Annotated in this window: 24 protein-coding genes and 1 tRNA gene; 3 read left to right on the top strand and 22 right to left on the bottom strand. The window is 65.1% G+C overall.

Going from position 1 to position 23,733, the window contains the following annotated elements; all coding sequences use genetic code 11:
- Positions 1-46 precede the first annotated feature (46 nt).
- On the top strand, positions 47-937 hold the full coding sequence (gene yghX / locus FNJ84_RS15905; protein ID WP_143794287.1) for a YghX family hydrolase: 891 nt from the start codon (positions 47-49) through the stop codon (positions 935-937).
- Here the strand turns inward: yghX and FNJ84_RS15900 are convergent.
- From FNJ84_RS15900 to FNJ84_RS15845, 12 genes are all read right to left on the bottom strand, one after another.
- The gene (locus FNJ84_RS15900) at positions 934-1,677 is read right to left on the bottom strand and encodes a hypothetical protein (protein ID WP_143794286.1); all 744 of its coding nucleotides are present in this window, start codon (positions 1,675-1,677) and stop codon (positions 934-936) included. The two genes, yghX and FNJ84_RS15900, sit on opposite strands and share 4 nt — an antisense overlap.
- Before the next feature lie 34 nt (positions 1,678-1,711).
- A complete protein-coding gene (locus FNJ84_RS15895; protein WP_143794285.1) occupies positions 1,712-2,512 on the bottom strand; it encodes a purine-nucleoside phosphorylase in 801 nt (266 codons plus the stop codon).
- Positions 2,496-3,443, bottom strand: coding sequence for an ABC transporter permease (locus FNJ84_RS15890; RefSeq protein WP_143794349.1), 948 nt, complete (start codon positions 3,441-3,443; stop codon positions 2,496-2,498). Before FNJ84_RS15890 ends, FNJ84_RS15895 begins: the two co-directional genes overlap by 17 nt.
- A gap of 93 nt (positions 3,444-3,536) precedes the next feature.
- Positions 3,537-4,175 carry a LysE family translocator gene (locus FNJ84_RS15885; protein WP_255471243.1) on the bottom strand — a complete coding sequence of 213 codons (639 nt, stop codon included), beginning with the start codon at positions 4,173-4,175 and terminating at the stop codon, positions 3,537-3,539.
- Positions 4,175-5,272 carry an ABC transporter permease gene (locus FNJ84_RS15880; protein ID WP_143794284.1) on the bottom strand — a complete coding sequence of 366 codons (1,098 nt, stop codon included), beginning with the start codon at positions 5,270-5,272 and terminating at the stop codon, positions 4,175-4,177. Before FNJ84_RS15880 ends, FNJ84_RS15885 begins: the two co-directional genes overlap by 1 nt.
- Positions 5,272-5,772 (bottom strand): hypothetical protein, encoded by a 501-nt coding sequence (locus FNJ84_RS15875; RefSeq protein WP_143794283.1) that lies wholly within the window; start codon positions 5,770-5,772, stop codon positions 5,272-5,274. The genes FNJ84_RS15880 and FNJ84_RS15875 overlap by 1 nt, the downstream gene beginning before the upstream one ends.
- Positions 5,769-7,418: an ABC transporter ATP-binding protein gene (locus FNJ84_RS15870; RefSeq protein WP_143794282.1), complete on the bottom strand. Its 1,650-nt coding sequence runs from the start codon at positions 7,416-7,418 to the stop codon at positions 5,769-5,771. Before FNJ84_RS15870 ends, FNJ84_RS15875 begins: the two co-directional genes overlap by 4 nt.
- Positions 7,418-8,407 carry a BMP family protein gene (locus tag FNJ84_RS15865; RefSeq protein ID WP_143794281.1) on the bottom strand — a complete coding sequence of 330 codons (990 nt, stop codon included), beginning with the start codon at positions 8,405-8,407 and terminating at the stop codon, positions 7,418-7,420. Before FNJ84_RS15865 ends, FNJ84_RS15870 begins: the two co-directional genes overlap by 1 nt.
- Positions 8,408-8,509: 102 nt before the next feature.
- Positions 8,510-8,911 carry a GNAT family N-acetyltransferase gene (locus FNJ84_RS15860; RefSeq protein WP_143794280.1) on the bottom strand — a complete coding sequence of 134 codons (402 nt, stop codon included), beginning with the start codon at positions 8,909-8,911 and terminating at the stop codon, positions 8,510-8,512.
- Positions 8,908-9,501, bottom strand: coding sequence for a tRNA (adenosine(37)-N6)-threonylcarbamoyltransferase complex dimerization subunit type 1 TsaB (gene tsaB / locus FNJ84_RS15855; protein ID WP_143794279.1), 594 nt, complete (start codon positions 9,499-9,501; stop codon positions 8,908-8,910). The genes FNJ84_RS15860 and tsaB overlap by 4 nt, the downstream gene beginning before the upstream one ends.
- A complete protein-coding gene (locus FNJ84_RS15850; RefSeq protein WP_143794278.1) occupies positions 9,494-10,057 on the bottom strand; it encodes a NifU family protein in 564 nt (187 codons plus the stop codon). The genes tsaB and FNJ84_RS15850 overlap by 8 nt, the downstream gene beginning before the upstream one ends.
- Positions 10,058-10,186: 129 nt before the next feature.
- A complete protein-coding gene (locus FNJ84_RS15845) occupies positions 10,187-10,642 on the bottom strand; it encodes a universal stress protein (RefSeq protein WP_143794277.1) in 456 nt (151 codons plus the stop codon).
- A gap of 157 nt (positions 10,643-10,799) precedes the next feature.
- Here FNJ84_RS15845 and FNJ84_RS15840 point away from each other — a divergent pair, with 157 nt between their 5' ends.
- Positions 10,800-11,558: a sugar transferase gene (locus FNJ84_RS15840; RefSeq protein WP_255471241.1), complete on the top strand. Its 759-nt coding sequence runs from the start codon at positions 10,800-10,802 to the stop codon at positions 11,556-11,558.
- 43 nt (positions 11,559-11,601) lie between these two features.
- On the opposite strand, the gene truA is transcribed toward FNJ84_RS15840, so the two are convergent.
- From truA to FNJ84_RS15820, 4 genes are all read right to left on the bottom strand, one after another.
- Entirely contained in the window at positions 11,602-12,381 is a 780-nt protein-coding gene (gene truA / locus FNJ84_RS15835; protein WP_143794276.1) for a tRNA pseudouridine(38-40) synthase TruA, read from the bottom strand.
- Position 12,382: 1 nt separating this feature from the next.
- A complete protein-coding gene (locus FNJ84_RS15830) occupies positions 12,383-13,348 on the bottom strand; it encodes a 5-bromo-4-chloroindolyl phosphate hydrolysis family protein (protein WP_143794275.1) in 966 nt (321 codons plus the stop codon).
- Between the two features lie 192 nt (positions 13,349-13,540).
- Positions 13,541-13,614: transfer RNA gene (locus tag FNJ84_RS15825), tRNA-Gly, on the bottom strand.
- A gap of 41 nt (positions 13,615-13,655) precedes the next feature.
- Positions 13,656-14,270, bottom strand: coding sequence for an HAD family phosphatase (locus FNJ84_RS15820; protein ID WP_255471240.1), 615 nt, complete (start codon positions 14,268-14,270; stop codon positions 13,656-13,658).
- A 137-nt stretch (positions 14,271-14,407) separates the two neighbouring features.
- Here FNJ84_RS15820 and FNJ84_RS15815 point away from each other — a divergent pair, with 137 nt between their 5' ends.
- Positions 14,408-15,361 (top strand): XdhC family protein, encoded by a 954-nt coding sequence (locus FNJ84_RS15815; protein WP_143794274.1) that lies wholly within the window; start codon positions 14,408-14,410, stop codon positions 15,359-15,361.
- On the opposite strand, the gene FNJ84_RS15810 is transcribed toward FNJ84_RS15815, so the two are convergent.
- From FNJ84_RS15810 to FNJ84_RS15785, 6 genes are read right to left on the bottom strand one after another with little or no spacing between them, the layout of a single operon-like run.
- On the bottom strand, positions 15,362-17,962 hold the full coding sequence (locus tag FNJ84_RS15810) for a nitrate reductase (RefSeq protein WP_143794273.1): 2,601 nt from the start codon (positions 17,960-17,962) through the stop codon (positions 15,362-15,364).
- Between the two features lie 6 nt (positions 17,963-17,968).
- Positions 17,969-18,817, bottom strand: coding sequence for a formate/nitrite transporter family protein (locus tag FNJ84_RS15805; RefSeq protein WP_143794272.1), 849 nt, complete (start codon positions 18,815-18,817; stop codon positions 17,969-17,971).
- Positions 18,818-18,840: 23 nt separating this feature from the next.
- On the bottom strand, positions 18,841-19,305 hold the full coding sequence (cynS, locus tag FNJ84_RS15800; RefSeq protein WP_143794271.1) for a cyanase: 465 nt from the start codon (positions 19,303-19,305) through the stop codon (positions 18,841-18,843).
- 12 nt (positions 19,306-19,317) lie between these two features.
- Positions 19,318-19,665: a nitrite reductase small subunit NirD gene (gene nirD, locus FNJ84_RS15795; RefSeq protein WP_370454606.1), complete on the bottom strand. Its 348-nt coding sequence runs from the start codon at positions 19,663-19,665 to the stop codon at positions 19,318-19,320.
- Positions 19,662-22,088: a nitrite reductase large subunit NirB gene (gene nirB / locus FNJ84_RS15790; protein ID WP_143794270.1), complete on the bottom strand. Its 2,427-nt coding sequence runs from the start codon at positions 22,086-22,088 to the stop codon at positions 19,662-19,664. Before nirB ends, nirD begins: the two co-directional genes overlap by 4 nt.
- Complete coding sequence (locus FNJ84_RS15785; RefSeq protein ID WP_143794269.1) at positions 22,088-23,731, bottom strand: ABC transporter ATP-binding protein; 1,644 nt, start codon at positions 23,729-23,731, stop codon at positions 22,088-22,090. The genes nirB and FNJ84_RS15785 overlap by 1 nt, the downstream gene beginning before the upstream one ends.
- Positions 23,732-23,733: the final 2 nt, after the last annotated feature.

The following is a 23,733-nucleotide window of genomic DNA, read 5'->3' as shown; positions in this document are numbered from 1 at the left end:
GGATTGCGGCCTACACTTTTTGCGAAAGCAACAGGAGGGGGATGCGATGAACCGGATGACGGCCAAGGATTTCGACCAGGAGCTGCTGGAACTGTATGATTATTACGCGCATGGAGTGATCACCAAGCGCGAGTTTCTGGACCGGGCGACGAAATTCGCTGTGGGCGGCGTCACGGCGGTGGGGCTGTTGCAGATGCTGAGCCCGAATTACGCCATGGCCCAGCAGGTGAATTTCAACGACGAGACGATCCTGCCCGAATATGTGACCTATGATTCGCCCAATGGCAATGGCGAGGTCCGCGGCTATCTGGTGCGGCCTGCGGGCGTCGAGGGGCCGTTGCCCGCCGTTCTGGTCATCCATGAGAACCGGGGACTGAACCCCTATATCGAGGATGTGGCCCGGCGCGTGGCCAAGGCCGGGTTCATGGCGCTGGCGCCCGATGGGCTGACCTCGGTGGGCGGCTATCCGGGCAATGACACCGAAGGGCGTGAATTGCAGCAGAGCGTCGATCCCGAAAAGCTGATGAATGATTTCTTTGCCGGGGCCGAGCATCTGATGGGGCGCGAGGATTCGACCGGCAAGGTTGGCGCGGTCGGCTTTTGCTATGGCGGCGGGGTCTGCAATGCGCTGGCTGTGGCCTATCCAGAACTTGCGGCCTCGGTGCCCTTCTATGGGCGACAGGCCGCCGTCGAGGATGCGGCGAAGATTCAGGCGCCCTTGTTGCTGCATTATGCCGGGATGGATGAGCGGATCAACGAAGGCTGGCCGGCCTATGAGGCAGCGTTGAAGGCGGCCGGAAAGACCTATGAGGGGTATATCTATCCCGGTGTGAATCATGGGTTCCACAATGATTCCACGCCGCGATACGATCAGGCCGCCGCAGATCTGGCATGGCAGCGGACGATCGACTGGTTCAACCGGTACCTGACGGCCTAATCCGGCTTGGCGATGGTGCTGAGGTCGTCAAAGATCGCCCCGGTCGAGGGGATGTTCCTGATCCGGCTGGCAAAGCCCCACAGGCCCCATTCCGCCTGTTCAAGTTGCAGATTCAGCCGGCGGTAATGGGTGGTGGCGTGGGCAAGGTCCAATTGGCCGTCGGGTGGAACTGACACCAGCATATGCGCGCCACTGGTCGTTTCGGGCCAATGGGGCAGGCGATAATCGGTGGCGCCGATGCCTTTGGCATACCAGTAAGAGGTGGCCGAGATGAAGGCATAGCTGTAGGGAAACGGCGCATTACGGTCGGGGTTGTCCAGCGCCGCCCAAAGGTCGATTGGCCGTGACGGGGGATAACCTTCGGGATCGGTTACCCGTTGAATATCGGCGACGGTGACATCGCTGACGAAGGGCAGTTGCGCGAAGGGGCATTCCTCGCGGCAGGTGATCCCGGCGGTGTTCATGTTTTGCAGATGCAACAGCCGGCCCGGTGGCAGGGTCAACTGGTCGGGGCGAATGCTGTCGGGGGCAAGTGCGGCCAGATCCCTGCGCATTGTCACCCTGTCCGAAAGCGCAGGCAGGCAGGACAGGGCAACGGCGATGCCTGTCGCGCCGAGGATCGGCCAGCGCCAGCCTCGGCGGGATAAAATGCGATGGATGAGCAGTGTCAGCACCGCTGTCAGGACCAGCGGGACGGCATATTGCCAGCCGAAGATCAGCAGATACAGCAGGACTTCCATTCCGGTCTAGGCCCGCCCGGCAGGCACTGGCCGCTTAGCCATCCTTCAGAAAACGCCGCAGCACTTTTTCCAGCTTGGCCGCGCCCAGGGGCGCCATGGCCTTGGTGTGTTCGTGGCTGAGCGATTCATTCGACAGGCCCGCACCCATATTGGTGATGACCGAGATCGCCGCGCAACTGAGGCCGAAGAACCGGCCGAGAATGATTTCGGGAACGGTCGACATGCCCACCGCGTCGCCACCGATGATCTGGGTCATGCGGATTTCGGCAGGCGTCTCGAAACTGGGGCCGGAAAACCAGCAATAGACGCCCTCGGGCAGGTCGATCCCTTCGGCCTGGGCGGCGGCGGCAAGGCGGGCGCGCAGGGCGGCATCATGGGCGTCGGTCATCGGCTGGAAACGCGCGTCGGTCGTCTCGCCGATCAGCGGGTTGGCGCCGGACAGGTTGATGTGATCGGATAGCATCATCAGCGAACCGGGCTGCATCGCCGGCCGCACCGAACCCGCCGCATTGGTCAGGATCAGCTTTTTCGTGCCAAGGCCCGCCAGCACCTGAAGCGGCAGCCGCATCGCGTCGGGCCGCCCGGATTCGTAGTAATGCGACCGGCCGCCAAAGACGGCGACGCGGCGACCCTCCAGTTGGCCGATGACCAGTTGCGGGACATGGCCCGAGACGCCGGCATGGGGAAAGCCGGGCAATTCGTCATAGGGTATGGCCACACCGTCCACCGTGCCCGAGATATGCCCCAACCCGGATCCAAGGATCAGGCCGTATTCGGGGGCTTCAGCGCCCGCGCGGTCGCGGATCAGGGCGATCAGGTCAGCGTTCTTTGACATAGGGCTCTCCGCCCGCGCGTGGCGGGATGGCGCGGCCGACGAAACCGGCAAGGATGATGACGGTCAGGATATAGGGCAGCGCGTTCATGAACATGGACGGGATGGTGACGAAACCAAGGTCCAGATTGGGATATTGGTTGGCGATGGATTCCAGCAGGCCGAACAGCAGCGTGGCAAACAGCGCGCCCCAGGGCCTCCATTTCGCAAAGATCAGCGCGGCCAATGCGATAAAACCGCGGCCGGCGGTCATTTCCTTGACAAAGCCCGCCGACAGTCCAGTTGCCAGATAGGCGCCGGCAATGCCGCACAGCACGCCGCAGATCGCCACCGCGACATAGCGCTGGCGCGTTACCGACACGCCGGCCGTGTCGACCGAGGCGGGGTTTTCCCCAACCGCCCGCAGCCGCAGGCCAAAGCGGGTGCGAAACAGCACCCACCAGGTCAGTGGCACGCATAGCACAGCGACATAGACCAGGATCGAATGGCCCGAAATCAGCTGTGCATAGATCGGACCGATCACCGGCACGCCCGACAGGGCATCGGCAAAGGGCAGGGTGATTTCCTGAAAGCGGCCACTGCCTTGCAGCGAGGGCGTTCTGCCGCCCAGGCCAAAGATCTTGATCCCCAGCAGCACCGTCAGCCCCGAGGCGAGAAAGTTGATGGCAACGCCGGAAATCAGCTGATTGCCGCGAAAGGTGATCGAGGCCAGCCCGTGAATCAGCGACAGGGTAAGCGCGCCCCCGATCCCGGCGAGCAGGCCCAGCCAGGCGCTGTTGGTCAGCGCGGCCACGGTGGCGGCGGTAAAGGCGGCCATCAGCATCTTGCCTTCCAGCCCGATGTCGAAGACGCCCGCGCGTTCAGAATACAGCCCCGCCAGACAGGCCAGCAACAGCGGTGTCATCAACCGCAGCGCGCTGTCCATGCCTTGCATGGCCCGGCTGGAATCAATCAGCGCCCAGATCAGGCAGATACCAAGGACGATGATCGGGGTCAGCGCGTCTTTCAGCACGTCAAGTTTCATGGCTCAGCTCCGTTCCGTGGCCAGCCGGAAGGCGACAAGGGCCAGAAAACCGCCGATCGCGGCCTCGATCCAGCGCCGGGCGCGGTCATAGGCCAATCGGAAAGGGGACGAGGACAGCAGCACGGCATAGATGCCATGACCTACCAGCGACAGCAGGAAGGCGCCGGCGACGAAGGTGGCCACGACGGGCGCGGGGGCGCCGATGGTGGCCCCGACCGAGGCGATGGCCAGCCAGAAGACAATCGCCTTGGGATTGGTGATCTGCATCAGAAAGCCCATCGTGAAGGCGCGCCACAGGCCTTTGCCCTGAATGTTGCGGGTGATGGTGACGTGGGGCGGCTGCGCGGCGCGGCGAAAGGCCTTGAACGCCAGCCACAGCAGATAGAAGATACCGGCCACGCGGATGATGGTGGACAGCCACGCCACCTGCTCCATCAGCAGGCCAAGGCCCTGGGTCGTGGCCAGGGCCAGACAGGCAGCCCCAAGCGCGATGCCAACGGATGCCGCGAAGGCGCTGGCGCGTCCTTGCGACAAGGCGATGCCCAGAAGCAGCGCAACGCCCGGACCGGGCGAGGCCACCGCGACCGCCTGAATGGCATAGGCCGCGCCGAAGCCGGGCAGATAGGGGATCAGCCAGTCCATCACGCATCCCCCCGCTTGCGCAGCGCCAGAAACAGCCGCTCCAACGGCATGCGGACCATGTTGTCCAGCGCGCCGGTGAACAGGATGACCAGCGCCTGAATGACGATGATCAGCTCGCGCGGGATGGACGTCCACAGGGCCAGCTCGCCCCCGCCTTGATAGAGGAACCCGAACAGCAGCGCCGCCAGGAACACGCCTAAGGGGTGGTTGCGGCCCATCAGCGCCACGGCGATGCCGATGAAGCCGGCGCCCTCGACCGCGTTCAGCACCAGCCGTTCGCTTTCGCCCATCACGTTGTTGATCGCCATCATTCCGGCAAGACCGCCCGAAATCAGCATGGCGATGATGGTGATGCGGGCGGGCGAGATGCCGGCATATAATGCGCCGGGCTCGGATTTGCCGAAGGCGCGGATCTGATAACCCAGGCGCGTGCGCCAGATCAGCAGCCAGACCAGCAGGCAGGCCGCGATCGCCACGAAGAAGGTGACGTTGACCGGGGTGTTCTTGCCCCATTCCATCCCGATCGCGGCCGCCATGTCACTGATCGAGGGCAGATGCGTGCTTTCGGGAAACCGGGCCGAGGCCGGATCCATGCTGCCCACGGGGCGCAGGATATTGACCAGCACATAGTTCAGCGCGGCCGCCGCGATGAAGTTGAACATGATCGTCGTGATGACGATATGGCTGCCCCGTTTCGCCTGCAACCAGGCCGGTATGAGCGCCCATGCCGCGCCGAAGGCTGCCGCCCCGATCATCGCCACGGGCAGCGCGATCAGCCAATGGGGCAGGGGCAGATACAGCAGCACCAGCGCCACGCCCAGCCCGCCCATCGCCGCCTGTCCCTCGCCGCCGATATTGAACAGCGCCGCGTGATAGGCGACCATCACGGCAAGCCCGGTAAAGATGAAATTGGTCGTGTAATACAGGGTGAAACCCCAGCCATAGCTGGACCCAAGCGCGCCATCCACCATGGTGGTCAGCGCCACCCACGGACTTTCCCCGATGGCCAGAATGACCAGCGCCGAGATCGCCATGGCCAGAAAAAGCGAGATCAGAGGCGTCAGGATGACATCTGCCCATTTCGGCATCTTTTCCATCAGTCATCTATCCTTGTCGCCAGCGTGTCGGGCTGCAAAAGCTGGTCGCAAAGCCGGGTAAATGCCGCAGGATCGGACAGGCGCGATGTCACGTCGGGCCATGCGCCGCTGTTCACCGGGTAATACAGCCTTTCAAAACGCGGCCGGCGCGGTGATGAACTTGCATTGCGATGAAGCGTGACCACCGTGACAGTCGTGCCCTGACCTGGGCCGGATCTGGCAAGACAACGGCCCTCGCGGGCGGTTGCAAGACTGCGATCCGGCGTGGCCGCATCGCCCTTGAGCAGGCAGGCCGCGCCCTTGGAGGTGGTCGCGCATTCGGCGCCGGCGCTTTCAAGCCCCGCCAGCGGCGCGGCATCGGCCCAGGCCCCGCCGGGGCCACGCGCCACAAGCCGGCTTTCCGGGTCGGAAAGTGGCGGCAGCGACGCCAACCCTCCGGGCTCCGTCAAGGCGCAGGCCGAAAGGCCAAGGGTGACGATCAGGGCGGCCAGTGGTTTCATGGCTGTTCTCCCGGCAATGTCGCAACATGCTTGTGATCGGGTGGAAGCCCCGTGTTGTCGGCTGCATTTTCGGTATCGGTGATGCCGGCCATCAGCAGGCCCAGCTCGCCCGTCGTGGTCTGGCTGGGCAGGCGTTCGCCCATGATCCGACCGTCAAACATCACCGCCACGCGGTCCGACAGCGACAGGATCTCGTCCAGCTCGACGCTGACCAGCAGCACCGCCTTGCCCGCGTCTCGCAATTCCACGATGCGCTTGTGAATGAACTCGATCGCGCCGATATCGACGCCGCGCGTCGGCTGGCCGATCAGCAAAAGGTCAGGGTTCCGCTCGATTTCGCGGGCCACGACGATCTTTTGCTGGTTCCCGCCCGAGAAGTTGCGGGCGGCCAGGTTTGCATTGGGTGGCCGCACGTCGAAACGTTCGATCTTGCCCTCGGCATCGGCGCGGATGGCGGCGTTGTCCATCAGCCAGCCCTTGTTGTATTCAGGCGCGTGGTGATAGCCGAAGGCGACGTTTTCCCAGGCGGTGAAATCCATGATCAGACCCTCGACCTGACGGTCCTCGGGGACATGGCCGATGCCGCGTGCACGACGAGTGGCCGCGTCGGAATACCGGCCCGTCAGGTCTAGTTCCTGCCCGTTCATCCGCACCGAGCCGCTGACCTTGCTGCCCTTTTCGGGATAGCCGCCCAGCAGTTCCAGCAATTGCGTCTGGCCATTGCCGCTGACACCGGCGATGCCCAGGATCTCGCCGGCGCGGATGTCCAGGCTGATGCCGCGCAGGCGTTCCACGCCATCGGGATCGACCAGCCTAAGATTGCGCACCTCAAGGATGGCGGCACCGGGCTGCGCCGGGGTTTTCTCGACGTTCAGCAGAACCTTGCGGCCGACCATCAGTTCCGCCAGTTCCTCGGGGGTCGTCTCGGCCGTTCTGACCGATGCCACCATCTCGCCGCGCCGCATGACCGAGACATTGTCGGTGATTTCCATGATCTCGCGCAGCTTGTGGGTGATCAGGATGATGGTCTTGCCCTCGGCGCGCAGCCCTTCGAGGATGCGGAACAGGTGATCGGCCTCGGCCGGGGTCAGCACGCCGGTGGGTTCGTCCAGGATCAGGATATCGGCCTGTCGATACAGCGCCTTCAGGATCTCGACCCGCTGCTGGTGGCCGACCGACAATTCCTCGATCGTCATGTCGGGGTCGACGTTCAACTGATATTCCTCGGCCAGTTGCCGCAGCACGCCGCGCGCCTTGGCCAGCGAGGGGCGCAGCAATGGCCCGTCCTCGGCGCCGAGGATGATATTTTCCAGCACCGTGAAATTCTGCACCAGCTTGAAGTGCTGGAACACCATGCCGATGCCGGCGCGGATGGCGGTCTGACTGTCGGTGATGGTCAGCGGCTGGCCACCCACGCGGATCTCGCCGCTATCGGGTTTGTAGAAACCGTAAAGGATCGACATCAGCGTCGATTTCCCTGCCCCGTTCTCGCCGATGATGCCGTGGATCGTGCCCTTTTCAACCCGCAGGTTGATGTTCTTGTTCGCCTGCACCGGCCCAAAGGCCTTTGAGATCCCGCGCAGCTCGATTGCAGCAGGGGCGGCCGCATCGGGCCGCCCCTCTGAATTTTGCGATGCCGCCGCCATTACTGGACCGGGCAGGTATTGTCGGCCATGTAGTCATGCACCCGGGTGCTGCCATCGGCGATCTTGGCCGAGGCCTCGTCGATCGCGGTCTGCATTTCCGGCGTGATCAGATCCTTGTTGTTGTCGTCGATGGCCACGGCCACGCCGCCTGCTGCCAGATCCATGACCTTGATGCCCGGTTCCAGCTCGGTGCCGGCGGTAAAGGCGTCAAAGACCGCATTATCGACCCGCTTGACCATCGAGGTCAGCATCTGGCCCGGATGCAGGTGGTTCTGGTTGCTGTCGACGCCGACGCCCAGCTTGCCCTCGTCGGCGACGGCTTGCAGCACGCCGATCCCGGTGCCGCCAGCAGCGGCATAGACCACATCGGCACCTTGGCTGATCTGGGCCTTGGCCAATTCGCCGCCCTTCACGGGGTCATTCCACGCGGCAGGGGTGGTGCCGGTATAGTTGATGATGACCTTGCCCTCGGGCTTGACCGATTTGAAGCCCTGGGCAAACCCGCATTCGAACTTGTGGATCAGCGGGATGTCCATGCCGCCGATGAAGCCGACGGTATCGGTCTTGCTGGCCATAGCGGCCATGATGCCGGCCAGATAGCTGCCCTGTTCTTCGGTAAAGACCACCGATTGCACATTCGGCTGATCGACCACCATGTCGATGATGCCGAATTTGGTGTCGGGATAGTCGCCGGCGACCTTGTTCAGCACGTCGCCAAAGGCAAAGCCGGTCATGATGATCGGGTTGGCGCCGGTTTCGGCCAGTCGGCGCAGGGCCTGTTCGCGCTGCGCCTCGGACTGCATCTCCAGTTCCTTATAGGTACCGCCGGTTTCCTCGACCCAACGCTGCGCGCCGTTGAAGGCCGCCTCGTTGAAGGATTTGTCGAACTTGCCGCCCAGATCGAAGATCAGCGCGGGCTCGGCGGTGGCGATGCCGGCGGTCAGCGCCGTGGCTGCGCTGGCCACGAGAAGCGATTTCATCAAGGACATTCCAAGACCTCTTCCTGTTGTTCTTGTCATGGGCGATTCTGCCCGTTTGATCGTGCGATTGTGCCAATCGCAACTGGGCGGTCAACTGGTTTCTTGGCGATTTCAAAGCGCAAGGCGCAGGACCAGGGCATCAATTCCCGGTGCGTAATAGTCGCGCCGCAGGCCCGCCCCGGCCCAGCCATGGCGGCGATACAGCGCCAATGCCGCCGCATTGTCCGAGGCGACCTCAAGGAAGGCCGTCTCGGCTTCGCGTGCCCGCGACGCTGCGGCAAATTCGGCCAGCAATGCGCTGGCCAGCCCCTGTCGGCGGGCTTCGGGTGCGACGGCAAGGGTCAGCAGTTCCGCCTCGCCGGCAATGGCGCGGCCCAGCAGCATGGCATCGGGCGCGCGGGTCAGCAGAAAGCTGTGCGGGCTGTCAAGCAGCCCGGCAAGTTCAGTGGCGGTCCAGGGGCGTGGCTGCGTGAAGCAGCGCCCGTGCAGTGCTGCCAGCGCGTCGGGCGTCACGGCAGCATCACCGGCGGCGTATCGCGTGAGGGTGCGGCATCGGCGGGGCGCAGATAGATCGGCGCGGGCCGGGGGCCGGGGGCGTCGCGGCGCGACAGGGCGATGCGGGCGATGGCCACCGGCAGCGGCACGACCGGCGCAGCCGGCGTCGGGCCGGGCGGCAGCGTATCGGCCGCAGCTTGCTGCGGCCGAGCTTCGCCATCGGTTCCGAAATCTTGCCAGATAACCTGATCGCCCCGCGACGGGATCACAACGCGGCAGGGCCGGGGCAGATCCAGCGCCGTGGCTTCGGTCACGCTGACGCCGACGGCCGGGATGTCCAGCGACAGCGCCAGCCCCCGCGCCGCCGCGACGGCGATGCGGATGCCGGTGAAATTGCCGGGCCCGGTGCCGACGCCGATCACCGACAGATCGTGCCAGCGCATCCCCGCCTCGGCCATCACCTCTTCCAGCAAGGGCATCAGCCTTTCGGCCTGGCCCTTCGTCATCGGCTCGACCCGCTCGGCCAGGACGCGCCCGTCCGACAGCAATGCGGCCGCGCAATGCGCGGCCGATGTGTCAAAACCCAGAACAATGGCGGGGTCAGGCAACGGGCCGGACCTCGATCACCTCGGGGATATAATGGCGCAGCAGGTTCTCGATCCCCATCTTCAGCGTCAGGGTCGAGGACGGGCAGCCCGCGCAGGCGCCCTGCATATGCAGATAGACAATGCCGCGATCGAAGCCGTGGAAGGTGATGTCACCACCATCCTGCGCCACGGCCGGGCGGACGCGGGTATCCAGCAATTCCTTGATCTGGGTGACGATCTCGCCATCGGGGCCGTCATGGCTGGCATGGCCGCCGCCGGCCTGCGCCTGATTGCCCTCGATCGCCGGGGCGCCGGACTGGAAATGCTCCATGATCGCGCCCAGCACCGAGGGCTTCAGATGGTCCCACACCGCATCATCGGCCTTGGTCACGGTGACGAAATCGCCGCCGAGGAAAACGCCGGTCACGCCGGAAACGGCAAAGATGCGCGCCGCCAGCGGCGATGTGCCGGCTGTGTCGCGATCAGGAAAATCGGCTGTGCCGCCCGCCAGCACGGTTTCGCCCGGCAGAAACTTCAGCGTGGCGGGGTTCGGCGTGGTTTCGGTCTGAATGAACATGGCGCGGCTCCTTTGACAGGGCAGATATGGCCATCCCGACCCGCTGGGTCAAGCCGCGCAACCGGGCAAAGGGCGTGGTTTTCACCGCCGCGAACGGGGTCAGCGCAGGGAATTCGGTCCCCGCCGGCGTCAGGTGATCGCCTCCAGCCGTTCCTTGGACATGTCACCCGGTACCAGCGTCAGCGGGCAGCCCAGCACCCCGGCATCGCGCATAAGGCGACTGATCACAGGGTTTTTCGCCCCTTTTTCCGCGGAAACCCCCAGCACGACCACGCCGATAAGCGGATCTTCGCCGATCTGCGCCAGCATCTCCTCGGCCGGGTCTCCTTCGCGGATCACCAGCTCGGGTTCGACCTTGGGACGGTCGCGCATCCATTTCGCAAAGACCTCGAAATGGGCCTCGATTCTTTCGCGTGCCTCGGCCCGCATGACCTCGGCAACCCCCAGTCCGTGCTGGATTTCTTCGGCCGGGATCACCGCCAGAACGACCACCACCCCACCTGTATTCGAGGCCCGCATGGCCGCGAAGCGCATGGCATTCAGGCATTCGCGGCTGTCGTCCAGAAGGACCAGAAATTTGCGCATGACGCGGGCTCCTGTGCCGATTGTCGCGCATAGAGTGGCCCAAGCGACAACATGGTGCAAGTTCGTGGAACCCAAACAGCCACCGACTGTTTCAATAGCGGTTCCGGTGTGTTACCGGCAATCAGCAAGGTATGGGCACAGTAAGGCAGTCGCCAAAGTGACGATTCATCAAGATTGGGACAAGACCGAAGTTGCGCAGCTGACCGGGCTGAACATGCCGAAGATGGCATGGTTCACGGCCGAGTCCGCCGGTCAGATTCGTCCGATGCCGCCGTCCAAGCGGGTATTCGATATCGCCTTTGCCCTGGTCCTGCTGCTTCCCGTGCTGCTGCTGATGGCAGGCGTCGCGCTGACGCTGCTGATCCTTCAGGGTCGGCCGATCATCTACAGCGCCCGGCGCATGTCGGGGCTGAACCAGTCCTTCACGCTGTGGAAATTCCGCACCATGAGCCTGGAGGAAAGCGATTACGGCGTGACCGGCCCGCACAAGAACGCCCGCATCACCCCCTTTGGGCATTTCCTGCGTCGCACCCGCATCGACGAGTTGCCGCAACTTTTCAACATCCTGCGCGGCGACATGAGCTTTGTCGGCCCCCGCCCGCCCAATCGCGAACATGTCGAGCAATATCCCACGGTCTATGCTCAGGTGCTGAAAAGCCGGCCGGGCGTGACGGGGCTTGCGACGCTGATCTATCACCGGCACGAGGGGCGCATTCTGGCAACCTGCACCAGCGCCGAATCGACCGAGTTCGTGTATCGCCGCCGCTGCCTGCCGGCCAAGCTGCGGCTGGATCTGATCTATCAGCGGCATCGTTCGATCCTGATGGATCTGTGGATCATGTGGCAGACCGTCCGCATCGTCACCGTCGGCGTGGAACGCCGCAAGCGGCGGGCCCGCAAGCCAGTCACCGAATAGCGAACCGCCAGGCTCGGGCCTGGTCCGCAGACGGGTTCACGGATCACCCGGCAAATGGATCCTGCGGATAGTTAACCCCTGTCAGATACAGCCCCTGAGGCGGGCAAACCGGACCACAGGCTGCGCGATCGCGTGCGGCAAGGGCCTCGGCCACGCGGTCGGAATGCCATGATCCGGCACCAACCCGCTCCAAGGTGCCGACGATGGACCGCACCTGATTATGCAGGAAGGACCGCGCGCGCAGGTGAAAGCGGTATTCCGTGCCATCGGGCAGGGGGATTTCCTCGATCTCGATCCGGTCCAGCGATTTGACCGGGCTTTGCGCCTGGCAGATCGAGGATCGGAAGGTGGTGAAATCATGCCGGCCGATCAGATGCGCCGCCCCTGCGCGCATGGTCGTCACGTCCAGCGGGTTCAGCACCTGCCAGACCCTGCCGCGTTCATGGGTAACCGGCGCGCGCCGGGCGATCAGCCGAAAGGTGTAACGCCGTTCCAGTGCCGAAAACCGCGCGTGGAAATCATCCGCTACCGCTGCTGCGGCAAGGATCGCCACGGGTGCCGGTTTCAGGTGCCAGTTCAACGCCTCGGACAGACGGAACGGATCCCAGCCCTTTGCCAGATCGGCATGGGCCACCTGACCCGTCGCATGCACGCCCGCATCGGTACGCCCTGCTGCCGCGATCCGCGCGCCAGCGGCGAATCCGGGGTCCAGCCGGGCCAGCGCGGCCTCGACCGCGCCCTGAACCGAGGGCTGGTCGGCCTGCGCCTGCCAGCCGGCAAAGGGCGTGCCGTCATATTCGACCTTCAGCGCGTATCGGGGCATGTCAGTTTTTGGTTCCGGTCCGGCCAGGCACATGGTCGGGCGCGCGCAGCAACTCGTCCATGGTGACGGCATCACGGCTTTCCAGCGCGGCTGTCGCGCGTTCGGGGCTGGCGACGCCCTCGCGTGCCAGACGGTCACGCAGCACCTGAATCTCGATATCCAGATCTGTGCGCCCGCCCTGGATCAACTGTCGGGTCCGGGCGGCGAAATTGGTTTCCAGATCGTCCAGCAACGCCTCGTAATCCTGCCGGGTTCGGGCGTCGCGGGTCTGGGCGTAAAGATCGGCGAATTTCACCGTCGCATCCCGCGCACCCACCAGATAGACCCCGATATAGCGCCGCGCCGCCGCAAGATCGGCGGGGTTCTGCTGGACCTGACGGAACAGGTCATGCACGGTTGCCTCGAACATGGCGACCCGCGCCTCCAGCCGCCGTTCGCCGGTCCGCAGGATCGCGTCCTTCATGCCATCGAGATAGCGTTGCGCCTCGGTCACCATGCGGTCGACACGATCCTGTTGAAAGCCGTCGACGCCCTCCATCCCCTTGTCGCGCATCGGATCGGGGCCGAAGGCCAGCCAGTGCAGCACGGCGCCCGCGATGCCGATCAGGCCCGCGCCGGCCAATGCGCCCGGCTCATAGGCGCCAAGGCCAAGGCCAAGCCCGGTCAGGACGCCGCCCAGCAGCTTGCGTGGAAAGGCGGGGCGCCTGGCCACGCGGCGGGCGTCATAGGCGGCTTCGGCCTGCAAGCCTTCGCGGGTCAGCCAGCCGGCCAGCGCCATGATGCCAAAGGCGGCCAGATCGGTGAACATGCCGGCAGGGGCGCGGAAAAACGCGCCCAGCAGAAACGGGCTGGCGGCGATGGTGATCCATTTGACGCGGCTTTCCAGCGCGTGACGCACAGGTGCGGCAGGGACCGGGTTCTGCTGATTGCCGCCCGGTGAATAGCGGCCGCCGAAACGTTGCGCCATGGTCAGGCCGCGCCCGCCAGCGACGCATACAGCGTCAGCAGCACCAGCAGATAAAAGGACAGCCGTTGCGTGGCCTTGCGGGACATGGGCGGGACCTTCAGTCGTTTCACTTCTGCCGTGAAAGATAGGCAAGCCGGGCCGGTCGCGAAAGGGCCGGGGCCAAGAAATGCGTCGACTGTGCCGGGGGATGGTTGGAGCGGGTGATGGGAATCGAACCCACGTATTCAGCTTGGAAGGCTGCTGCTCTACCATTGAGCTACACCCGCATCGGGTTTGGGTATATGCGCCTCGCCCGGCCAGTTCAAGCTTATCCGAGCGCGATCCCGCGTTGATGCAGAGCCTCGGCCAGCGCGGTCGCGCCGGTGAAATGGATGGCGTCCATGCCGACGGCGCGGGCGCCGTCCACATTGGTGGCACTGTCGTCGATAAACAGGCAGTCGGTGGGCGCAATGCCGTTGCGATCGGTCAGGGTCAGATAGATCGCGGGGTCCGGTTTCAGCAGCTTTTCCTGACCCGAGACGACGATGTCCTCGAACAATGTCGTCAGCCGAGGATAAAGCCGCGTCGCGGCGGGCCAGTTATCCGCCGACCAGTTGGTGATGGCGAACATGCGGTGGCCCGCGGATTTCAGGGCCTCGGCGATCTGCCATGTGCCGGGCATCGGTTCGGCGATGGTGGCGGCGAAACCGGCGGGATAGGCGGCCAGCGGCGTGGCCAGATCGCCGAAACGCGCATGGGCGGCGGCAAGGCCATCGGCCAGGCTGCGGCCACCGTCCTGGGTGCGGTTCCAGTCGTGAAAGTCGATCTGCTCCAGCCAGTCGCGGGCGGCCTGCGGGTCGGGGAAGTGGTCGGCAAAGGCCACCTCGGGCTGCCAGCCGATCAGCACCCAGCCAAGGTCGAAGACGATATGGGGCAGGGGCATGGGGCGGCTCCGGGTGTTTGGGTTGGAGCGAAGGTGGCGCAGCCGCAAGCCGAAGGCAAGCCGCGTTCAGGACCAAAGGCGCATTGCCCCGCGCGCCGCGGCACCCTAACTCTGGATCGCAGAGAAAGAGTTTGCGCATGGATATCCTGAGCCAATCCGCCGCCGTTTCCCGCGACCCGCTGGCCGAGGCCGCCATGGCCGCCGGCCCGGTCGTGCTGGCCATCATCACAGGGGTCGAGGGGCCATCCTATCGCCCCATCGGCGCGGTCATGGCGATCATTCCCGATGGCGAGGGGCAGGGGCTGGTCGGCACGCTGTCCTCGGGCTGCGTGGAATCCGATATTGCCCATCACGCAAAGCAGGCGTTGGCCGAGGGGCGGCCGCGCAGCGTCCGATACGGTCGCGGCTCGCCCTTCATCGACATTCAGCTGCCCTGTGGTGGCGGGCTGGAGATCCTGCTGCTGCCCAATCCCGACCGCGAGGCGCTGCGCGAGGCGACGGCCTGCCGCGCCGCAAGGCAGGTCTGCGTGCTGCGGATCGACCGGGACAGTGGGGCCATCCGTTTGGCCAATGGCGGTCAGACCGGCCATGACGGCCCTGATTTCGTGCTGCGGCTCGAACCCGAGCTGCGCTTTCTGGTCTTTGGCAAGGGGCCCGAGGCGTTCACCTTTGCCGCGCTGGCCCATTCGGTCGGCTATCCGGTGCTGCTGCTGTCACCGGACACGGAAACGCTGGACAGCGCCGCCGCTGCCGGTTGTCCGGTCCGGCAGTTGATCCGGCCCGGCTGGCCTGCTGATCTGGCGGTGGACGCATGGACCTCGATCCTGCTGTTTTTCCACGATCACGATTGGGAGCCCGCAATCCTGAAGGGCGCGTTAGCGACGCCCGGTTTCTATATCGGCTCGCAGGGCAGCCAACGTGCCGCCGCCACGCGACGGGTTGCGCTGGCGGAACTGGGCGTGCCCGAGGACCGGATCGCGCGGCTGCATGGGCCGGTGGGGCTGATCAGGTCCGCGCGGGATGCGCGGGTGCTGGCGGTCTCGGTCCTGGCCGAGGTGCTGGATGTGGCCAAGGTCGGTTCCGGTCGCTGATCATTCGGCGGCGATGGCCGGGGGGCGTTCCTGCGACAGGATGCCGGCGATCTGGCTGCGGCAAGACCCGCAATTCGTGCCGGCGCGCAGGGCCTGGCCGATCTGGTCGACGGTCCGCGCGCGGCCTTCGCGGATGGCGGTGATGATGGTGTTCGCGCCGATATCGAAACAGGCGCAGACCAGCGCGCCGGGGTCGGGCATGTCGGCGCCGGGGCGGCCTGCGATCAGTTGAGGGGCGTCGTGGCCCACGCGGCGGGCGACGAAATCGCGCGACAGGGCCACGGGTTCGGGGGCGATGAACAGGGCGGCGCGGATGATGCCGTTTTCCGACAGCGCGATATGGTGGCGGCCTTTGGCGATGTCGCTGACGGTTTGCGCCTCCGCCTCGGGCAGGTCGAACAGGTCGCGGGCAAAACCCTCGGGGTCGGTCAGGCGGGCGGCGCCGGCCAGTTCGGCGCGCAACCCGGTCTCTGTCCGCGCCGTGGCCCAGTAGTCGCACTCCGGGCGAAAGTCGTGGGCGGCCACCGCAAAGCCATACCAGGCGGCGCGGAAGGGCAGGACGGTGACGGCGGCCTCTTTCAGGGCGGGCTGGCCGGAATGGGGATCGGTCGGCCCCGTGACCAGCGCATCGACGCGGCCGGCGGCGGAATTGCGGCCCGACCAGTGCATCGGCGCAAAGACCTGCCCCGCAGCCGCGCGATCCGTGACCAGCACCCGCAGGATGGCGGTGCCGTGGCCATTCGACAGCTGCGCCAGACCGGCGGGTTGCAGGCCAAGGCGCAGGGCATCGTCGGGGTGAACCTCAAGGAAGGGTTCGGCGATATGGCCCGACAGGCGGGGCGACAGGCCGGTGCGGGTCATGGAATGCCACTGGTCGCGGATGCGGCCCGTGTTCAGGCGCAATTGGCCGGGACGTGCCGGGGCGATTTCGGGTGTCACCGGGATCATCCGCGCCTTGCCGTCGGGCGTGTGAAAGCGGCCATCGCCAAAGAAGCGCCCGCCTTGCCGCGCCTTCGATTGCGGCCAGAGGGTCGGCTGCATCGCCTCATAGTCCTGATCCCAACCCGAGATGTCGAAATCCGACCCCATCCGCCCGGCGAGACCCGAGAGTTCGGCATATTCGGCGAAGATCTGGGCGGGTCTTGTCCAGGCGAAAGCTTCGCCCCAACCCATGCGCGCGGTAACTTCTGAAATGATTTTCCAATCCGGCATCGTCTGTGCCGGAGCCGCCCGAAACGCCCTCTGCCGGCTGATCCGGCGTTCTGAATTGGTGACGGTGCCGTCCTTTTCGCCCCAGGCGGCTGCGGGCAGCAGCACATCGGCAAGGCGGGTGGTGTCAGTATCTGCCATCACATCGCTGACCACGGTGAAATCGCAATTGGCGATGATCCGCGCCACCCGGTCGGCCTGCGGCATCGACATGGCGGGGTTGGTGGACATGATCCACAGCGCCTTGATGCGGCCATCCTCGATGGCGTCGAACATCTCGATCGCTTTCAGGCCGGGACCAGAGGCCATGCGCGGACTGTGCCAGAAGTCCTGCACGGCGGCGCGGTGGACGGGGTTCTCGATGGCCAGATGGCAGGCCAGCATGTTCGACAGCCCGCCGACCTCGCGCCCGCCCATGGCGTTGGGCTGGCCGGTGATACTGAACGGGCCCATGCCGGGATGACCGATGCGGCCGGTCAGCAGGTGGCAATTGAGGATCGCATTCACCTTGTCGGTGCCGGTGGCGGACTGGTTGATGCCCTGGGAATAGACGGTGACCACCTTTTCGGTGCTGCACCACAGGTCGGTGAACTGCACCAGCAGCGCCGGGTCAAGGCCGGTCAGCGCCGGATCGGTGGCGGCTGCTGCGGCAATGGCCGCGCCTGCGCCCGTAAGGTTGTCGAGGAAGGCCGCATTGGCCAGCCCCCGCTCGGCCGATGCGGCCAGCAGCGCGTTGAACAGCGCCGCATCCGATCCCGGTGCCAGCGGCAGATGCAGGTCGGCGATCTCGCAGGTGGCGGTCCGGCGCGGGTCGATGACGACGACGCGCATCTCGGGCCGCGCGGATTTTGCCGCCAGCAGGCGCTGGTACAGCACCGGATGGCACCAGGCGAGATTACTGCCGGTCAGCACCACCAGATCGGCAAGTTCCAGATCCTCATAAAGGCCGGGCACCGTGTCGCTGCCAAAGGCGCGGCGGTGGCCCGCGACGGACGAGGCCATGCAGAGCCGCGAATTGGTGTCGATATTGCCGCTGCCGATAAAGCCCTTCATCAGCTTGTTGGCGGCATAGTAATCCTCGGTCAGCAGCTGACCCGAGACATAGAAGGCCACCGCATCCGGGCCGTGCCGGGCGATGGTTTCGCTGAACCGGCGCGCGACCAGCGACAGGGCGTCATCCCATGTGGCCTTGTGGCCCGCGATGCGGGGGGTCAGCAACCGGCCCCGCATCCCGATGGTCTGGGCCAGGGCCGACCCTTTGGAACAGAGCCGCCCGAAATTCGCCGGGTGGTCGGGATCGCCTTCGACGGTGATCCCTGTGGGGCTGCGGCTGACCAGCACTCCGCAGCCGGTGCCGCAATAGGGACAGGTGGTGCGGACGGGGCTGGTCATGGCGGTCTACTCCGCCGGGACGGGCATGGGGGCGGCGGGTTCGTCGGCCACCGGACGGGCGGGCGAGGTCTTGTAATGCGTGGCATAGATCATCGCGCCCACGAAGGTCAGGCCGCCGACGAGGTTGCCGATAACGGTCGGGATCTCGTTCCAGATCAGATAGTCCATGATGGTGAAATTACCGCCAAGCAGCAGGCCCGAGGGGAACAGGAACATGTTCACGATGGAATGTTCGAACCCCATGTAGAAGAAGATCAGGATCGGCATCCACATGGCCATGATCTTGCCCGAGACGCTGGTCGACATCATCGCCGCGACCACGCCGGTCGATACCATCCAGTTGCACATGACCGCCCGGACAAACAGCGTCAGCATGCCCCCCGCGCCATGGGCGGCATAGCCAAGCGTGCGGCCTTCGCCGATATGACCGATCCTTTGGCCGACCTCATTGGGTTCGGAGGTAAAGCCGAAGGTCACGATGATCGCCATGAAGATCGCCACCGTAAAGGCACCGGCGAAATTGCCCGCAAAGACCAGCCCCCAGTTGCGCCACAACCCGTTCATGGTGACGCCCTTGCGCTTGTCCAGCAGCGCCAGCGGCACAAGGGTGAAAACCCCTGTCAGCAAATCGAAACCCAGAAGATACAAAAGACAAAAGCCGACCGGGAACAGCAGCGCCCCGATCAGGGGATCGCCGGTGTTGACCGTGACGGTCACGGCGAAGGCCGCCGCCAGCGCCAGAATCGCGCCGGCCATATAGGCGCGGATCAGCGTGTCCTTGGTAGACATGAAGACCTTGGCCTCGCCCGCGTCGATCATCTTTTTCGCGAAGTCTTGGGGGGTGACATAGGACATGGGTGGTTCCTTTCCGTGCGGGCTTACCAGTTCGCGTATTCCAGATATTTGCCGGACATGGTGACCCTGACCCGGTCGCCTTTGGGGTTCGGCTCGCGTTCGACCTGCATCGAGAAGTCGATGGCCGACATGATGCCGTTGCCGAATTCCTCGTTGATCAGCGCCTTCAGCGTCGGGCCATAGACGCCAACGATTTCATAGAAGCGGTAAAGGCAGGGATCGGTCGGCACGTCTTGGGTCCAGACCTTCAGCGGGCTGTCGGTCAGCAGAGAAATGGCGCTGTCGGGCAGGCCCAGAAGGTCGGCGAAGGTATATGCCACATCATCGGGAAAGGCGTTCATGCCGGTGGCGGCGGAATGGGTCCAGACCGGGGATTTGCCGATGGCTGCGGCGATATCCGCCCATGTCAGCCCTGCGCGGCGTTTGGCACGCAGGATCGTCGCGGTCAGGTCGTCGCGGGTGATTTCATCCACGGTGATCTTGTTCATTGCATTCTCCTTTCAGGCGGCGGTGCGGCGGGTCAGCATCTCGGCGCCGACCAGCACGCGGCCCTTCTCGACCCGGACGGGCCAGGTGCGGACCGCGCCCTCATCGGCGCCAAGGGCCTGGCCGCTGTTCAGGTCAAAGACCCAGTTATGCAGCGGGCAGGTGATGGTGTGGCCGGCAACGATGCCTTCGGACAGGGGGCCGCCCTTGTGCGGGCAGCGGTCGTCCAGCGCAAAGACCCGGTCGTCATGGGTGCGAAACAGCGCCACGCAGCCTTGTGCCGTGCGGATCAGGCGCGCGCCCTGTGGCGGCAGGTCGGAAAGCGCCGCGACATCCAGCCATTCGGTTGGTTGAGCCATCATTCCGCAGCCTCCAGTCGCAGGTCGGCAAGGGGGGCGAATTCGTCCCGCGCGCCGGGTTTGGCATGTTCGGCCCAGGGGTCGCGGCGATAGACCGACTGGCTGATCTCGAAGCGTTCGACCAAGGCGCGGCGGTTTTCGGGATCGGAGAGATGGTCCTTGACCCAATCCAGCCCCACCTTGGCCGTCCATTTCCACGCCCGGTCCAGATAGCGGGCATTCTCGCGGTAAAGCTGGACGAAGGCGGTGATCCATTCGACAGCCTCATCCTCGGTTGGGACGGTGACCAGCAATTCGGTCTCTTTCACCTCCATCCCCGCCGCGCCCGAGACGCTGACCTGAAAGCCGCTATCGACGCAGATGACGCCAACATCCTTGCAGGTGGCCTCGGCGCAGTTGCGGGGGCAGCCGGAAACGCCCAGCTTGACCTTATGCGGAGTCCATGACCCCCAGAGCAGTTTTTCCAGCCGGATGCCGAGGCCAGTGGAATCCTGCGTGCCAAAGCGGCAGAACTCGCTGCCGACGCAGGTTTTCACCGTGCGCAGACCCTTGGAATAGGCGTGGCCCGAAACCATGCCGGCATCGTTCAGATCGGCCCACATGGCGGGCAGATCCTCTTTCCTGACACCCAGCAGGTCGATGCGCTGGCCGCCGGTGACCTTGACCATCGGCACGTTGTATTTCTCGGCCGCATCGGCGATGGCGCGCAGCTCGGCGGGGGTGGTGACGCCGCCCCACATGCGCGGGACGACCGAATAGGTGCCGTCCTTCTGGATATTGGCGTGGTTCCTTTCGTTGACGAAACGCGACTGGCGGTCGTCGCGATAGTCCAGCGGCCAATCGGCCAGCAGATAGAAGTTCAGCGCGGGGCGGCATTTCGCGCAGCCATCTGGCGTGGTCCAGCCGCATTCCTGCATGACGGCGGGCATGGATTTCAGGCCCCTGGCCTTGATCAGGCGGCGCACATCCTCGTGGCTGAGGTCGGTGCAGGTGCACATGCCTGCGGGGGTATCCGCGACCTCGCCGCCCAATGCCAGCGCCATGACCTGCTGCACCAGCCCCGTGCAGGTGCCGCAAGAAGCCGACGCCTTGGTCGTGGCACGCAGCTTCTCCAGCGTGTCGGCGCCGCCCAGCAGGGCATCGGTGATCTTGCCCTTGCAGACGCCGTTGCAGCCGCAGATTTCTGCGTCAGGCGGCAATGCTGCAACGGCCGCCATAGGGTCCACGGAACCCCCGCCCTGAAAGGCCGGGCCGAAGATCAGCGTATCGCGCATCTCCGAAATATCGGTGCCGTCCTTGATCAGACCGAAGAACCAGCTGCCGTCCGCCGTATCGCCATACATGACCGCGCCGATCAGCCGGTCCCCTTGGATCACCAGCCGCTTGTAGATGCCACGGCCCGGATCGCGGAAAACGATATCCTCGCGCCCCTGCGCATCGGCGAAATCGCCTGCGCTGAACAGGTCGCAGCCCGTGACCTTCAGCTTGGTCGCCGTCTGCACCGGCTGGAAGGCCGAGGCGTCACCCAACAGCGTGGCCGCCAGAACCTTGGCCTGATCGTAAAGCGGCGCGACAAGGCCGAACAACTGGCCGTCATGTTCCACGCATTCCCCAAGCGCATAGATCGAGGGGTCGCTGGTCCGCATCTGGTCGTTCACGGTGATGCCGCGCTCGACCTCCAGCCCTGCATCGTTGGCAAGGCGGGTTTCCGGGCGGATGCCCACGGCCATGACCACCAGATCGGCGCCATAGACGGTGCCGTCTTCCAGCAGAACGGCCTCGGCATGGGTTTCACCCATGATCGCCTTGGTCGCGCCCTTGCAATGGACGGTGATACCGCGTGCCTCCAGCGTCTTTTGCAGCAGATAACCGGCCGAGGGGTCCAGCTGACGTTCCAACAGGTGACCCATCAGATGAATGACGGTGACCTTCATGCCGCGCATCTGCAAACCGGCTGCGGCCTCTAGCCCCAGCAACCCGCCACCGATCACCACGGCCTCGGCGCCGGGCACGGCGGCGGTGATCATGGTATTGGTGTCGTCCAGATCGCGATAGGCGATGACGCCGGGCAGGTCGCGGCCCACCACGGGGATCATGAAGGGCGCGGAACCCGTGGCGATGACCAGCTTGTCATAGGGCACCTCGCCCTGCTGGCCGATCACGACCTTGCGCGCCCGGTCGATGCCCACGACATGCTCGCCAAAGCGCGTGGTGATGCCGCGATCCGCATACCAGGTCTCGTCATGGGTGACGATCTGCTTATAGGTTTTCTCGCCCGACAGCACCGGGGACAGCATGATGCGGTTGTAATTCCCGCGCGGCTCGGCATTGAACAGGGTGATTTGATAGGGCGCGGCGGCGTCGGTCAGATGCTCCAGCATCCGGCCCGAGGCCATGCCCGCGCCGATGACGACAAGCTTTTCCATCACGCTGCCTCCTTCTTCTGGCCGTGTTCATAGTCTTCGAGGAAGCCAATGATTTCCTCGCGATAGGCGTAGTAATCGGGGTGGCTCAGCAGTGCCTTGCGGCTGCGCGGGCGCGGCAGGTCGACATGGGTGATCTTGCCGATGGTCGCCTGTGGGCCGTTGGTCATCATCACCACGCGGTCGGCCAGCAAGATCGCCTCATCGACATCATGAGTGACGCAGACGGCGGTGACCTTGGTTCGGTCCCAGACCTCCATCAGCACTTCTTGCAGCTGCCACCTTGTCAGGCTGTCGAGCATGCCGAATGGCTTATCCAGCAGCAGCAGCTTGGGCGACAGGGCGAAGGCGCGTGCGATGCCGACGCGCTGACGCATGCCGTTCGATAGTTCCGAGGCGAGGCGGTGCATGGCGTCGCCAAGGCCGACCCGTTCGAGGTAATATTCGACGACCTCCTGCCGCTCGGCCCGGCTGGCTGTCGGATAGACCCGGTCCACGCCGATGGCGACATTTTCGCGGGCGGTCAGCCAGGGAAAGAGGCTGGGCGATTGAAAGACCACAGCGCGTTCGGGGTCGGCGCCCTCGACATGGGCGCCGTCGAGGATGATGGCGCCCTTGCTGATGGGGTTCAGCCCCGCCGCCATTGTCAGGACGGTGGACTTGCCGCAGCCGGAATGGCCGATCAGCGACACGAACTCGCCCTTTTTCAGGGTCAGGTTCACATCCTCGACCACGGTTAGCGGGCCTTTCGGCGTGGGATAGATCTTGTGCAGTTTCGAGAATTGCAGATAGCGCGCATCGCTGCGGGCCGCCGCCGCGCGGGCATAGGCGCGGGGCATGGCGTGCAGCGGCGTCACATTGGGCAGGCTGCGGCGCTGTTCGGCCGTCGCCTGCGCGCCAGCCGCGATCAGGTGGCCCGTGACCTCGGCGCGCAGGGATTTGAACGCGGGATCGTGGTTCATCGCCGCGCGGTCGCGGGGGCGGGGCAGGGTGACGCGGAACTCGGCCCCGATGGTGCCGTCGGGGTCGAGGCACAGGATGCGGTCGGCCAGAACGATGGCCTCGTCCACATCGTTCGTAATCAGCACCACGGTCTTGCGGTCGGCCTGCCAGATCGCCTCGATCTCGTCGGCGAGATTGGCGCGGGTCAGCGCGTCCAGCGCAGAAAGCGGCTCGTCCAGCAGCAGGATTTCGGGATCCATGGCCAGCGCGCGGGCGATGCCGACGCGCTGGCGCATGCCGCCGGACAGTTCTGCCGGGCGGCGGCTGGCGGCGTGGGAAAGGCCGACCATGGCGATATATTTGGCCACGCGTGCGGCCTGTTCCGCCGCCGTCAGCCGGGGCAGCGCGGCCTGCACGGCCAGGGCGATATTGCCGGTGACGGTCAGCCAGGGCATCAGCGAATAGGACTGAAAGACCACGCCGCGTTCTGGCCCCGGCCCGGTGACGGGCTTGCCACGGAATTGCACGGTCCCGGTCGAGGGCAATTGCAAGCCTGCCATCAGGCTGATCAGCGTCGATTTGCCGGTGCCGGAAAAGCCCAGGATGGCCACGAACTCGCCGGGTTCGACCTTCAGGTCGATGCCGCCCAGCACGGGCTGGCTGCCATAGGTCTTGGTGACGCCTTTGAGGTCCAGAATGGCCATGG

It is taken from the genome of Paracoccus sp. M683, from assembly GCF_007096355.1.
In the GTDB taxonomy this organism is placed as follows: Bacteria; Pseudomonadota; Alphaproteobacteria; order Rhodobacterales; family Rhodobacteraceae; genus Paracoccus.
This window is presented reverse-complemented; position numbering and strand designations above follow the sequence as displayed.